The organism is Chitinimonas arctica (assembly GCF_007431345.1).
Taxonomy (GTDB): domain Bacteria; phylum Pseudomonadota; class Gammaproteobacteria; order Burkholderiales; family Chitinimonadaceae; genus Chitinimonas; species Chitinimonas arctica.
In genome coordinates, this window is the sequence record NZ_CP041730.1 from 4,525,014 (window position 1) to 4,538,612 (window position 13,599).

Sequence of the window (13,599 nt, forward strand, 5' to 3'; positions counted from 1 at the left end):
ATGACCTATTCGATAAGTGCGCGGTAGGCGTGCCAGGTGGCGTGCCCCACCAAGGGTGCGGTCACGATGATACCCACGCCCCATAGGGCAAAGCCAGCCAGGACCAGCAGCACGATCAGCAGGCTCCAGGTCAGCATGCAGGCCGGGTTGGCCAATACCACCCGGACGCTGGCGAAAATGGCGGTGAAGGTGTCGGTGTCGCGATCCAGCATGACCGGGATGGAGACCACCGACAGGGCGAAGGCCAGGCTGGCGAACAGGGCGCCCGAGCCTAGCCAGATAATGAGAAACAGCAGGTTTTCTTCGCTGAGAAAGCTGAATGAAAATAGCAGGCTCAACTTGGGCAGGTTTTCGGTGAAGAACAGCGCGAAGATGACCACCGAAACCCGCATCCAACCGGCCACCAGCAAGGCCAGCAGCAGCGAGAACAAGCCGATGCCGGCGACATTGTGGCGAAAGGCGGTAAAGGTGGGCAGCAACTGGACGCGCTCGACCGTCTCGTGCAAGCGGCTGATCTCGTAAAGGCCCAGGCAGGTAAAGGGGCCAGCCAGTAAAAAACCGGTGACCAAGGTAATGGTTTCTTCCGGCGCGTGGGCGAACAGCAGCTTGAAGCTCCAGCCCATGGCGACGAAGGCCACGCCATAGAACAGGCTACCGTGCGGCATGGCGCGCATATCGCGCCAGCCCAGCCCCAGCCAGGCGAAGGGGGTATACCAGGGCAGGTCGCGGACGCGTGGATTGAGCGCGGCCGGCGCAAGCTCTTCGAACATTTCCGCCATGGATGTCTCCTCGTATTATTTTGGGCGGTGGTACGAATGGTGAGCGCTGTGATCGACTGGCGGCCCCGGGCCGCCAGGGAGGCCGCTATCAGGCCAAGCCGAGCAGTTCCACTTCGAATACCAGGACGGCATTCGCGGGAATCACGCCGCCGGCGCCGCGTGCGCCGTAGCCCATGGCCGGCGGAATGGTCAGCTTGCGCTTACCGCCGATTTTCATGCCTTGCACGCCCTGGTCCCAGCCCTTGATGACATGTCCGGCGCCCAGGGGGAACGAGAAGGGGATGCCGCGATCCTTGCTGGAGTCGAACTTGGTGCCGTCGGTCAGCCAGCCGGTGTAGTGCACCGAAACGTCCTGGCCGGCCGTGGCTTCGGCGCCGTCGCCGACGATCAGGTCTTCGATGATAAGGGTATCGGTCATGCGTGTTTCCTTGTTGGTTAATCGCGAAAACCCGCAATTTAACCTGATCGTCAGCAAGGTGTAATACAAAGCAGCTAACTTGCGCTCGCTTTCTTATAAACCCACCCCAAGGTGCAACAAAATGAGCGAATTGCAAGTGCATGGCGAAGCGATGATCGATCCCGACGACATCGGCCATAACCCCAGCAACAATGCCGATTTCGGCAGCGTGCTGGATGCCCGCCTGAGCCGGCGCGGCATACTGCGCGGCGGCATGGGGGGCGCGGCGGCCATGCTGTTCGGCGGACTGGGTGTGATGGGCATGTCGGCCTGCTCCAGCAGCAGCGACCCGCAACCGCCGACCGTACCGGTGGAGCCGCCGCCGGCACCCAAATTCAATTTCAATGCGGTGGCCAAGAACGTCCTGGACGCGCTGACCCTGCCGGCCGGCTACGGCTATACCGTGCTGTTCGCGCTTGGCGACCCCATCAATAACGCCACGCCAGCCTATCGCAACGACGGCAGCGATACCGGCTTCGATTTCCGCGCTGGCGATCACCATGACGGCATGAACTACTTCGGCCTCAATGCCGCGGGTACAGCAGCCGACGTGAATGGCAGCGAGCGCGCTTTGCTGGCCATGAACCACGAAAACATCACCGGCAATTTCCTGCACGTCGCCGGCGCTACCAGCAGTGGCGGCGTGCGGCCGCAAGCCGAAGTAGACAAGGAAATCGCCGCCCACGGGGTATCCGTGATCGAAATCCAGAAGCTCGCCGGCCGTTTCCAGCTGAACCGCGCTTCCGCCTACAACCGCCGCATCACCGGCCAGACCGCACTGGAACTGGCCGGTCCGGCCAAGGGTAGCGCGCATATGCGCACCGCCTATTCCGTGGACGGCAGCAAGGCGCGCGGCACCATCAACAATTGCGCCACGGGCGATACGCCGTGGGGCACCTTTCTTACCTGCGAAGAAAACTGGGCCGGCTATTTCGCCCGTGCCACTGGCGACAATGCCAAACGCACCGCCAATGAAGTGGCTTCGTTCAAGCGCTACGGCATCAGCGAAGGCAGTAGCGCGCTGGGCTGGCATACCCTCGCCGGCGAGCAGTACCAGCGCTGGAATGCCTCCAAGGTAGGTGTGGGCGCGGATGGCAGCGACGACTTCCGCAATGAGGCGAACACCTTTGGCTATGTGGTGGAAATCGACCCCTACCATCCAGGCGCCGTGGTGAAGAAGCGCACCCATCTGGGTCGTTTCGCCCACGAATGCGCGGTTTACGCCAAGCCGGTGGTGGGCAAGCCGGTGGTGTTCTATATGGGTGACGATTCGCGCAATGAATACATCTACAAATATGTATCGAAGGCCGTGTGGGATGCCGCCGATGCCAGCCGCGGCATCAGCGCCGGCGACAAGTACCTGGACGAAGGCACCCTCTATGTGGCCCGGTTCAAGGAAGATGGTTCGGGCGAATGGCTGGCCTTGACCATGGCGAACGCGGCGATTTCCGGCAGCACCGCTTACAACTTCACCAGCCTGGCCGATATCTGCGTCCATACCCGTTTGGCCGCCGATGCCGTGGGCGCCACCAAGATGGACAGGCCGGAGTGGTGTTCGGTCAACCCGAAGAACGGCGAGGTCTATTTCACCCTCACCAACAACTCCAACCGGGTTGTGGCTGCACCCGGCGGCAGCAAGCTGCTGCCGGACGCCGCCAACCCGCGTGCCTATGAAGACGCCAAGGGCAGCAGCACCAGCACCAGCAAGGGCAATGTCAACGGCCATATCATCCGTACCGCCGAAGTCGGTGGCGATCCGGCTGCATTGAGCTTCAAGTGGGACATCTATCTGTTCGCCGCGGAAGCCGGCGCCGATGCCGCCATCAATCTATCCAGCCTGACCGCCGACAACGATATGTCCAGCCCGGACGGTATCTGGTTCAGCAAGCGCAATGGCCTGCTCTGGGTGCAGACCGACGACGGCGCTTACTCCGACGTCACCAACTGCATGATGCTGGCAGCCATGCCGGGCCAGGTCGGTGACGGTGCCGCTCATAAGGTCGCCAACAAGATCGGTGGCGCCAGCCTGGAGGTGACGACGCAAAAGGGCAAGAACCCCAGCAACGACACCCTGCGCCGTTTCCTGGTAGGTCCGAAGGGCTGTGAAATCACCGGTATCGCCGAAACGCCGGACGGCAAGGCGCTGTTCGTCAATATCCAGCACCCGGGTGAGGAGACCAGCGTGGCCGACCTGGCCGATCCTGGCCGCTTCCAAAGCCATTGGCCCGACGGCGGCAATGCCCGCGCCCGTTCGGCTACCGTGGTGATTACGCGTAATGATGGCGGCAGTATCGGTATCTAAGATAGGGTCGGATTTCCTCCCGCCTGCACAAATGGGGCGGGAGGATATTTTTTCCAGCACCAACCGGCCCGGGGGGGGGCCTATCTTTCCTTTCCGTCGTGCTCACCGACTTCATGGCGCCCATCCCGTGGGTTCGGCGCTTGCCATGTTTTGTTGTAGATACTATAGTAGCTACTAAAGCCTAAATTTTGCTTTAATGGATACTATGGTAACCTTTGACATGGTCACGCCTCAGGAGATGCTCCTTGAACTCGCCGAGAAGTTGCGAGCGAAGAGGCTTTCGTTGAATTTGAGTCAGCAGACTTTATCTGCAAAGTCCGGTGTCAGTTATGGTGTTTTAAAGAAATTTGAACGAACGGGCCAAATATCGCTTGAGTCGCTACTTAAGCTGGCCTTTGCAGTAAACTCATTGGATGATTTTAAGAATGTATTTGAACTTCCCAAGCCTGAGGAAGCTTTCTCATTAGATGAATTGATGCAGGAAAATAAAAGAAAACGGGGCCGGAAATGAGCTATGTTCCGCAAAATCTTGTTTACGTTTATTATCATGGTTTGGAAGGAGAAATTCTAGTCGGGCGCTTGCTGAGAAAAGGCAGAAAACTATACTTTGAATACGATGTCGATTTTTTAAGGCTCGGTCTTGAATTGTCACCCTTTAAGCTGCCTCTTAAATCCGGTGTTATCCTACCCAATGATTGGACTTTCGAAGGGTTGTTTGGTGTTTTTAACGACAGTTTGCCAGATGGCTGGGGACGCTTGCTGCTGGATCGAAAATTGATGGGTCTAGGCATCAATCCAGGAGATCTTTCTCCTCTCGACCGCCTTTGTTTCGTAGGTTCAAACGGCATGGGTGCCTTATCTTATCAGCCGGAAAATACAAGCTCATTCACCCCATTGCTCAGCGACTTGGACGAAATTGATCATGAAATTCAAAACTACCAAGCCCAAGAAGATGGTAGCTACGTTGATGACTTACTTGCCCTGGGGGGATCGTCTTCCGGGGCGCGCCCGAAAATATTATTGCATATTGACAAGGATGAATGGCTTGTCAAGTTCAGATCCAGCCTGGACCCTAAAGATATCGGCGCTATTGAGTATGCATATCATTTGATGGCCATTGATGCCGGTCTTAATGTGCCGGAAGCCAAATTCTTTCCATCCAGAAAGGGTGGCGGGTTTTTTGGTGTAAAACGATTTGATCGAGAAGGAAGACGGCGCATTCACATGCATACCATTGCCGGACTCTTGCATGCGGATCATAGAGAGCCATCTCTCGATTATGAAGCCGTCATGAAGGTAAGCAAGTACTTGACTCGTGATTCGAGGGAGTGCGAGGTGCAATTTAGAAATGCTGTTTTCAATGTGCTCAGCCATAATCGTGATGACCACTCGAAAAACTTTTCGTTCCTAATGACCGGCAACGGTACATGGAGTGTGTCACCAGCCTATGACTTGACCTTTTCTTCAGGTCCTTCTGGTGAGCACACAACCATGGTAATGGGGGCGGGGAAATATCCTAAGCGAGAGCACTTGCTAAAGCTCGCCGCGGTGGGTGGCATAAAAAATGATAAAGCGCTTGAAATAACTGATCAAGTATTCAGCGCGGTGAAGAAGTGGAAGGTTTTCGCGAGAGATACAGATGTTTCAAAACTACAGGCAACTCGAATTGCCGAAACCCTGGACCTTATTGCGAAAGACATTCTTAATTGATAGCTGACCCTTGTCTGCACTCGCAGGCCGGTTTCCCGCCGGCTGCTCGAGCATTTCGAAAGTGAAGTCAGCATTGTGTTATGCCGCCGAATCCAAGATCAATCGACAATAAACAGCGTAGCACCCCCCACGCTTGACGACCGATGCGGTTCTGCCTCATCGGCCACCTGATAGCTCATACCCGCACGTAAATCGAAGCGGCGTCCATCCGCCAGTTCGGTATGCAGTTCGCCGGACAGGCACAGCAGGATATGTCCTTTGCTGCACCAGTGGTCGGCCAGGTAGCCCGGCGTGTACTCGACCATGCGAACCCGTATATCGCCAAACCGGCGGGTACGCCAATAGGCCGTGCCTGTTTCGCCCTGGTGCTCGGTGGGCTCGATGGCGGACCAGTCGGTAGTGCCGAAGGGGAGGTCGGAAATACGCATGGCGGGCCTTTGGATGGAAAGCGTTCAGCGTGGCTTAAACGGCGACGAATTGTCGATTGGCGGTGCATTTGCGGCCACCGCACAGACGGCAAGCGCAACATGCTTGTTGCATAAATGTTGCATCCGCACGCGATGGAATCGAATCCGCTGGTGCCTTCCGCAGGCAAGCCGGAGTATTCCTGCCTCCCCGCCCCCTGATTTCTCCCAGTGGATCCGCGGCCGGCGGGCGTGATATTCGGCCCGTCCGCGCGCGGGTTGTTCCTGTCGATGCGAGTGCCCGTCCTATGAAGCCATCCCGCCTGATACTAGCCCTGCCGCCGCTGTTGGCCTTGTCCGCCTGTCTTGACGGCGGCGACGAACCTCGACCGGCGGTACGAATGGAAATGTATGGCGCCCGGGGGGATACCTTGGTAGCCGTGGTGGAGCGGCACGATTGCGAGCGGGAAGCCGAGGTGGTTTGGACCGATGGGGCCGGTGTGGTACTGGGACGGGGCGATAGCCTGCAAGATCCCATCCCGGAACAGCCTGTCACCGCCACCGCCAGCTGCGACGGGGCCAAGCAAAGCCGCGTTTTGGATCGGCGCCGGGTCTATGCGACCAGCAGTGCATTTGCCATCTTGCGCGAAGACAGTAGCGTGGTGGCATGGGGGCATCCGTATTGGGGTGGCGATCCGGCCAAGGCGTCCGCGTCACTGACCGGCGTTGCCAGGATTGCCGCCAGCGAGCGGGCTTTCGCCGCGCTCAAGGACGATGGCAGCGTGGTGACCTGGGGTTCCAGCCTGGCTGGCGGCGATGCAACGGAAGCCGGCGCCGAGCTGAGCGATGTGGTCGATATTCTGCCGGGACGCCTGGCCTTCCTGGCCCGTAAGCGCGATGGCAGCAGTACCAGCTGGGGTAGCGCCCGGGTGTTGTTCGACGGTGACGGCGCAACGTTTTCTGCCTCCAGCGGCATGAGCGCGGAATTGGTTGGCCAGGTTCGCCAGGTGCGCGACTGGGTCAGCAATGACAGCGCCTTCGCGGTACTCGATAGCACCGGCAATGTGCAGACTTGGGGCGACCAGGATGTGGTCGGCGACGTGGACTTGACGCAACTGACGGGGGTGCGCCAGTTGGTGGGCAACCGCACCGACTTTGCCGTTCTGCACGCCGATGGGACCGCCTATGCCTGGGGAGCTGGCTTCGGGGGCTATCCGGACAAGTCGGTAAGCGAGAACCTGACCGATATCAAAAAGCTCTATGCCGGCGGCCTGGCCTTTGCCGCGCTCAAGCACGACGGCACGGTATTCAGCTGGGGCGCCGACGGTATCGCCGACTACGGCAACGATGCCGGTGCGGCGGCGGAAGAGTTGACCCAAGTACGTACCATCTATACCAACCAGGTTGCGTTCGCCGCGCTTAAACAGGACGGCAGCGTGGTGAGCTGGGGCGATGCCGGGCGTGGCGATAGCGGCTATCTCGCCATCAAGTCCCAGCTGACGAAGATCCGCAGCGTGGCTGCCACCGAAACGGCCTTTGCCGCCCTGCGCCAGGACGGCAGCGTGTTGAGCTGGGGCGAGGCGGAGCGGGGCGGGGATAGCAGCAAGGTGGCCGAGCGCCTGACCGGGGTGGTGGCGCTCTATGCCAATGACCACGCATTCGCCGCCTTGAAGCGCGACGGTAGCGTGGTGAGCTGGGGTGTGCCGGCAGAGGGAGGCGATAGTTCGGCCGTGGCCGCGCAGCTGGCCGATATCAGAGCCATCTATAGCAGTGCCTATGGCGGCTTCCTGGCGGTGCGCCGCGACGGTAGCTATGTCAGCTGGGGAGGCCGCTATGCCGGCGGCGACAGCGGTGCGGTGGCCGGTAAGCTCAAACGAATTCCCTTCTATAAGACATCGAAAGCCGGCGAACCGCGTTCGCCCGCTTTCTGAGGAGTGCTTCCCTTGCCGCCATCCATCCGTACCATTAGTCTGGGCTTGTCCCTCTTCGGCTTAGTGCTGGCCCAGTCCGCCACGGCCGGGGAGCGGCGCCCGTCCGCTGCCGCTCAGCTGCGCTCCGCCGCCATACCCGGATTGATCATCAAATTCCGCACCCCGCCAATGGCCGGCCGGGTCACGCCAGGCGAAATACGGCAGCAAGGCGCGGAGCGGGTGCAGCGCTTGGCGGCGCCTGCCGCCCGGGCAGGCTTGACGCTCCAGTTTTCCCGCCGCCTCGCCACCGGGGCCGATCTATTCAAGTTAAGCCGGCCGCTGAGCAGTGCGGCCGCTTTCCGCTTGGCCCGGAGCATGCAAAGGCAGCATCCGGATATCGAATACGCCGAGCCGGACGTCATCAATAAGGTCATGGGGGTGGGCAGTGCGGCCGGCCGGCCCAACGACGCCTCTTTCCCTGCCCAATGGGATCTGCATGAAGCGGCCGGCGGCATGAATGTGCCGCCGGCCTGGCTGCTCGGTCGCGGCCGGGGTGTCGTGGTGGCGGTGCTGGATACGGGTGTGCGGCCACATGCCGATCTGCAGGCCAATCTCTTGCCTGGCTATGACTTTGTCAGCGACATGGCGGCCAGCAATGACGAGGATGGCCGCGACGACGATGCCAGCGATCCTGGCGACGACTGCGGCCTGGGCAATACCTGGCACGGCACCCATGTGGCCGGCACGGTCGCGGCGGTGGCGGATAACGGTATCGGCATCAGCGGCGTGGCGCCGGAAGCCAAGGTCGTACCCGTGCGGGTGTTGGGTATGTGCGGCGGACGCAGTTCCGATATTGTCGATGGCATGGTCTGGGCTGCCGGCGGCGAGGTCGAAGGCGTGCCGGCCAATGCGAACCCGGCCCGTATCCTGAACTTGTCGCTGGGCAGCGCCATTCCTTGCCTGAACAGCTATCGCGAGGCGGTCAACCGGGTGGTGGCGCTAGGCGGCCTGGTAGTCGCCGCTGCCGGCAACGAGAGCCAGAATGTCCGCAGCGACCAACCGGCCAGCTGTCCCGGTGCTTTCGCCGTCTCGGCCGTCAATCGGGAAGGCGGCCGTGCCTATTACTCCAATTATGGCGCCATGGTTGGAATCGCCGCGCCAGGCGGTGAACTCTATACCCATGAGGACGGGATTCTTTCCACGTTGAATGACGGTGTGAGCGAGTTGGGCAACGATAGCTACGACTACTACCAAGGCACGTCGATGGCGGCGCCCCATATCGCCGGCCTGGCGGCGCTGATGTGGTCGGTCAATCCTCGCCTGAGTGCGGCACAGATACGTAGCCTGATCATGTCGACCGCGCGGCCCTTTCCGGCGGCCTGCGCGAGCTGCGGCGCCGGTATTGCCGACGCGGAGGCCGCCGTCAAAGCGGCCAAGGCACTGCGCTGAGATGATGGTTTTGGCACAGGCATGAATGCTAGAGGCTGACTATCGACGTTGGCCTTGTTATAGTTCCGCGCTTATAGGCAGGGAGCCGGCAGCCTGTTTCTTGCTCGTCTACCGGCACTAGCCGGACACCGGAGGAAATTCAATGAAGCGGCTGACCCGCCTGGTCTTATCGTGCTTGCTCGCCCTGCCTGCCTGGGCTGCCAAAACCGAACTGCCGATGCGGCTGCCCGATGTGGCCAGCCCGCGCGCCTATCAACTGTCCATCAAGCTGGATCCCGATCAGCCTCGTCACAGCGGCGAGGTGCTGATCGAACTGGATATCAAGCGGCCCAGCCGCACCTTGCGCCTCAATGCCACCGGTATCGCGGTGCAATCGGCCTTGCTGGAGGTGGCAGGCCAATCCGCCCCTCTCGACGGCCGCGCCCGTATACGCGATGGCGACTTGCTCGATATCGATTTCAAGCAGGACCTGCCTGTCGGCCCCGCCAAGCTGAAGGTGCACTTCAGCGGGCGCTTGCAGGACAAGGATGTCGCCGGCCTGTTCCGCCAGAAAGAGGGCGGCGATTGGTATGCGTTTACCCAGTTCGAAGCGACCGACGCGCGCATGGCTTTTCCCTGTTTCGATGAGCCGGGCTGGAAGGTGCCTTGGACGCTGTCCCTGACCGTACCGGCCAAGCTGACCGCGGTGGCGAATACGCCGCAACGTAGCGAAACCCTCTTGCCGGGCGGGTGGAAGCGGGTCGATTTCCAGACCAGCAAACCGCTGCCCAGCTATCTGGTGGCCTTCGGCGTCGGCCCTTTCGATATCCTCGATGGCGGCCGTAGCGGCGATACCGCGATACGTTTTATCACGCCGCGAGGCCGTGCCGCCGAAGCGCGCTACGCCGCCAGCATGACCCCCGCGCTGGTCAGCCGCCTGGAAAGCTACTTCGGCATGAAGTACCCGTACGAGAAGCTGGATATGATGGCATTGCCGCTGACCGTCGGTTTCGGCGCCATGGAGAATGCCGGCTTGATCACCTTCGCCTCGAAGCTGATGTTGGCCAAACCCGGCGAGGAAACCGACAAGTTCAAGCGCGACTACGTTGCCATCGGCGCGCATGAGCTGGCTCACCAATGGTTCGGCAATTACGTGACCATGGCCTGGTGGGACGATCTATGGCTGAACGAATCGTTTGCCTCCTGGATGGGCGACAAGATCACCGACCAGGTGGTGCCGGAATGGCATTGGCAGACCAGCGTGCAGCAGGCGCGTAGTAAGGCGATGTGGCTGGATAGATTGCACACTACCCGCCGTATCCACCAGAACGTGCTGGTCCGGCAGGATCTGGGAGGCGCCTTCGATCACATCACCTACCAGAAGGGCCATGCCATGCTGGGCATGTTCGAGACCTGGCTGGGGGCCGAGCGTTTCCAGGCCGGCGTACGCCGCTATATGGACCGCCATGCCTGGGGCAATGCCACCGGCGGAGATTTCATGGCCGCCATGAGCGATGGCGATGCCCAGCTGGTGGAAGCCTTCCGCAGCTTTACCGAACAACCCGGCATACCGCGTCTGGCGCTACAGCTGCGCTGCGACGGCAAGCCTCGCCTGCTGCTGTCGCAACAGCGCTTCCTGCCCCGTGGCTCGGCCGCTTCGGCGGCGGCGATGTGGCAGCTGCCGGTGACGGTGCGTACGCCGGCAGGCCGGGCGCAGTTGGTGTTGACGCAAGCCGGGGGGGAGTTGCCTTTGCCGGGCGAGCAATGTCCGGACTGGGTGGACGCGAATGTGGACGGCGCCGGTTATTACCGTCCGGTTTATGCCCCGGGCCAATTGTTGAACCTGATGAGCCGGGCCGATCTCGGCGTCAACGCGCTATTGGCTAATCTGGACGATGCCAAGGCACTGACCGAGTCCGGTGACCTCCCTTTGGCCGACGCCCTGACACTGGCCGAGCGTTTTGCCAGCCACTCCCGGCGTGAGGTGGTGGATAGCGTGCGCGCTGTCCTGCTCCAGGTCGAACCGCTGTTGAGCGACGCTGACCGGCCCGCCTACGCCGCGTGGTGGCAGCGTCTGTTCGGAGAGCGCGCCCACCGCTTGGGCTTTATCGGTGCGGCAGGCGAGGGGGAGGAGGACCGCTTGTTGCGGAATAGCTTGGTGGCGCCATTTGCGGACCACGGCCGCGATGCAGGCTTGCGCCACGACGCCGACCGCCTGGCCCGCGCCTGGCTGCGCGATCCGGGCACGCTGGATGCCGCCGTACGCGCCAGTGTGTTGAAGACCGCCGCGCTGGACGGCGACCGCAGCCTGTTCGACGGCTATGTACGGCAAGCGCTCAAGACCACCAGCCGTAGCGAACGGAGCGATCTTTACCGGGCGCTGGGCAACTTCCGCCAGCCGCAATTGGCCGAAGCCGCCCGGATGCTGCTACTGCGGCCGGAGCACGATATTCGCGAATCGGAAGCTTTGCTGACTACCCAGAACGGCAATCAAGCCTTGAGGGAAGGATCCTTGCGCTTTGTCATGCGCAATTTCAAGCCACTGGCTGCGCGCCTGTCCAAGGAGGGGCCGGGCCGCCTGCCGGAGATGTTCAGCAATTTCTGCAGCCTTGCCGAAGCCGATCGGGTGGAGCGCTTCTTCTCCCCGCTGATGGCGCGCTACCAAGGCGGCCCCAACACCCTCAAGCAGGCGTTGGAGACCATCCGCTTATGCGCCGCCTATCGGGAGGCACAGGCGGAACCCTTGCGGGCCGCGCTGAAAGTGCATTGAGCTGGGTTATTTTCCGTCCGCCGCGCCGAACACCTTGCGCAGCAGTTTGCTGGCTTGGCCCATGGGGTCGGCGCGGATGGATTTCTCCTGTTGGCCGATGACCAGGAAGAGGCCGTCGATGGTCTTGCGGGTGACGTAGTCGTCGATATTGGCGTCTTCCGCCTTGATCAAGCCCAGCTGGGCAGCCTGGCCGGCATAGGCATTGTATTTTTCCGCCAATCGGACCCGCTTGGTGGACTGGCTGACTATGGGCCGGAAGCGGGCGCCGAGGCTGTCGCTGGTGGTACGGCGAAAGTATTCGGTGGCAGCGGTTTCTCCACCGCTCAGTATTCCCTTGGCGTCCTGCCAGCTCATTTTGCGGATCGAGTCGACCAGGATGGGTTTGGCTTGCTGCACCGCACCCTCGGCCGCGCGATTCATGCTGGTGACCAGATCGTCGGCCTGCTGGCCCAGACCCATGCTACGGAGCAGGCGTTCACCTTTACGCAGGCTGTCCGGCAAGGGGATCTTCACCTGGCTATCGCTCAGGAAGCCGTCGGTCTTGCCCAGTTGGCCGACCGCTACGCCGGCGGCCTGGATCAAGGCTTCCTTCAGGCCGGCGGCGGCATCCTTGCCGGCAAGCTGGTCAAGCTCGCCGGCTTGGCAGCTCAGGCCCAGCAGCAAGGCGATCAGGGGTGGAATCAGGCGGGATGGGAGCATGGCAATCTCGGCAGGGTAGAGGGGGGTGGGAAGCGCGTCGGTCAGGCTTGTCGCGGAGGCCTGCTAGGCGGCAGTATAGCGATCCTGCGGCCCGCCTGGCGGGCCAGGATAGTGTTGTCTATGGAGATGTCATGCTGATCAATTGCGCGGCTTATCAAGCCGGTAAGAAAATTGCCGACCTGACGGTGGAAGCCATCAGCGACTACGTCATGCACTCCGACTGCTTCGTGTGGGTGGCGCTCAAGGATGCCTCCCCGGAAGAATTGGAAACGATGCAGCTGGAATTCGGCCTGCACGACCTGGCCGTCGAGGATGCTCGCAATGGCCACCAGCGACCCAAGCTGGAGGAGTACGACCACATGCTGTTCTGCGTACTGCATGTGCTGGATATCGATAAGGAAGGGCGCTTGCAGCAGGGCGAGTTGGCGGTCTTTGTCGGCAGCAATTTCGTGCTGTCCATCCGCAATCGCTCGCGCATCGGTTTTCTCAATGTGCGCGAGCGCTGCGAACGCGAGCCGCAATTGCTGCAGCACGGCGCCGGTTTTGTCTTGTATGCGCTGATGGATGCGGTGGTGGACCGGTATTTCGAGGTCGTGCACCATCTGGAAGGCGAGCTGGAGGCGATCGAGGAAAGGATGTTCTCGCGCAGCGGTTCCGCCCGTACCAATATCGAGGAACTCTATAGCCTCAAACGAAAGCTGGTGACGGTCAGCCATGCCGCCGTGCCCCTGCTGGAAGCCATTGCCCATTTGCATGGCGGCCGGGTACCCGGCGTTTGTGTGGGGATGAGCGATTATTTTCGCGACGTGTATGACCACCTGGAGCGCATCGTCAAATCGGTGGAGTCGGTGCGGGATATGCTCAGCGCCGCCGTCCAGGTCAATCTGGCCATGATCTCGCTGGACGATTCGGCGGTCAGCAAGAAGCTGGCGGCCTATGCCGCCCTGTTCGCCATTCCCACCATGATTGCCGGCGTCTACGGTATGAATTTTGAAAATATGCCGGAGTTGAAGATAGCGTGGGCCTACCCGCTTACGCTGGCGACCATGTTTACACTGGATCTGGTGCTGTGGCGGCGGTTCAAGAAGGTGGGCTGGCTGTAAGCCCAGGCGCCGCTGGATACGGGCAGCCTGTCCAGGC

Annotated in this window: 11 protein-coding genes; 7 read left to right on the forward strand and 4 right to left on the reverse strand. The window is 61.1% G+C overall.

What is annotated here, in order from left to right; translation table 11 throughout:
* Positions 1-5 precede the first annotated feature (5 nt).
* Both FNU76_RS20690 and FNU76_RS20695 read right to left on the reverse strand, forming a co-directional pair.
* Positions 6-779, reverse strand: coding sequence for a DUF2189 domain-containing protein (locus FNU76_RS20690; RefSeq protein ID WP_144279957.1), 774 nt, complete (start codon positions 777-779; stop codon positions 6-8).
* A gap of 88 nt (positions 780-867) precedes the next feature.
* Complete coding sequence (locus FNU76_RS20695) at positions 868-1,197, reverse strand: FKBP-type peptidyl-prolyl cis-trans isomerase (RefSeq protein WP_144279958.1); 330 nt, start codon at positions 1,195-1,197, stop codon at positions 868-870.
* A 121-nt stretch (positions 1,198-1,318) separates the two neighbouring features.
* Here FNU76_RS20695 and FNU76_RS20700 point away from each other — a divergent pair, with 121 nt between their 5' ends.
* From FNU76_RS20700 to FNU76_RS20710, 3 genes are all read left to right on the forward strand, one after another.
* A complete protein-coding gene (locus FNU76_RS20700; protein WP_223879119.1) occupies positions 1,319-3,538 on the forward strand; it encodes a PhoX family protein in 2,220 nt (739 codons plus the stop codon).
* 205 nt (positions 3,539-3,743) lie between these two features.
* A complete protein-coding gene (locus FNU76_RS20705) occupies positions 3,744-4,049 on the forward strand; it encodes a helix-turn-helix domain-containing protein (RefSeq protein ID WP_223879120.1) in 306 nt (101 codons plus the stop codon).
* Entirely contained in the window at positions 4,046-5,248 is a 1,203-nt protein-coding gene (locus FNU76_RS20710; protein ID WP_144279959.1) for a type II toxin-antitoxin system HipA family toxin, read from the forward strand. Before FNU76_RS20705 ends, FNU76_RS20710 begins: the two co-directional genes overlap by 4 nt.
* 98 nt (positions 5,249-5,346) lie before the next feature.
* Here the strand turns inward: FNU76_RS20710 and FNU76_RS20715 are convergent, their stop codons facing one another.
* On the reverse strand, positions 5,347-5,676 hold the full coding sequence (locus tag FNU76_RS20715; RefSeq protein ID WP_144279960.1) for a DHCW motif cupin fold protein: 330 nt from the start codon (positions 5,674-5,676) through the stop codon (positions 5,347-5,349).
* Positions 5,677-5,960: 284 nt separating this feature from the next.
* Here FNU76_RS20715 and FNU76_RS20720 point away from each other — a divergent pair, with 284 nt between their 5' ends.
* From FNU76_RS20720 to FNU76_RS20730, 3 genes are all read left to right on the forward strand, one after another.
* A complete protein-coding gene (locus FNU76_RS20720) occupies positions 5,961-7,583 on the forward strand; it encodes an RCC1 domain-containing protein (RefSeq protein ID WP_144279961.1) in 1,623 nt (540 codons plus the stop codon).
* Between the two features lie 12 nt (positions 7,584-7,595).
* Positions 7,596-9,011 carry a S8 family peptidase gene (locus FNU76_RS20725; RefSeq protein WP_144279962.1) on the forward strand — a complete coding sequence of 472 codons (1,416 nt, stop codon included), beginning with the start codon at positions 7,596-7,598 and terminating at the stop codon, positions 9,009-9,011.
* A 142-nt stretch (positions 9,012-9,153) separates the two neighbouring features.
* Positions 9,154-11,760 (forward strand): M1 family metallopeptidase, encoded by a 2,607-nt coding sequence (locus FNU76_RS20730; protein ID WP_144279963.1) that lies wholly within the window; start codon positions 9,154-9,156, stop codon positions 11,758-11,760.
* 6 nt (positions 11,761-11,766) lie between these two features.
* Here FNU76_RS20730 and FNU76_RS20735 read toward each other — a convergent pair whose 3' ends face one another.
* Positions 11,767-12,459 carry a DUF4197 domain-containing protein gene (locus FNU76_RS20735; protein ID WP_144279964.1) on the reverse strand — a complete coding sequence of 231 codons (693 nt, stop codon included), beginning with the start codon at positions 12,457-12,459 and terminating at the stop codon, positions 11,767-11,769.
* A 131-nt stretch (positions 12,460-12,590) separates the two neighbouring features.
* Here FNU76_RS20735 and corA point away from each other — a divergent pair, with 131 nt between their 5' ends.
* Positions 12,591-13,562 (forward strand): magnesium/cobalt transporter CorA, encoded by a 972-nt coding sequence (gene corA / locus FNU76_RS20740; RefSeq protein ID WP_144279965.1) that lies wholly within the window; start codon positions 12,591-12,593, stop codon positions 13,560-13,562.
* Positions 13,563-13,599 lie beyond the last annotated feature (37 nt).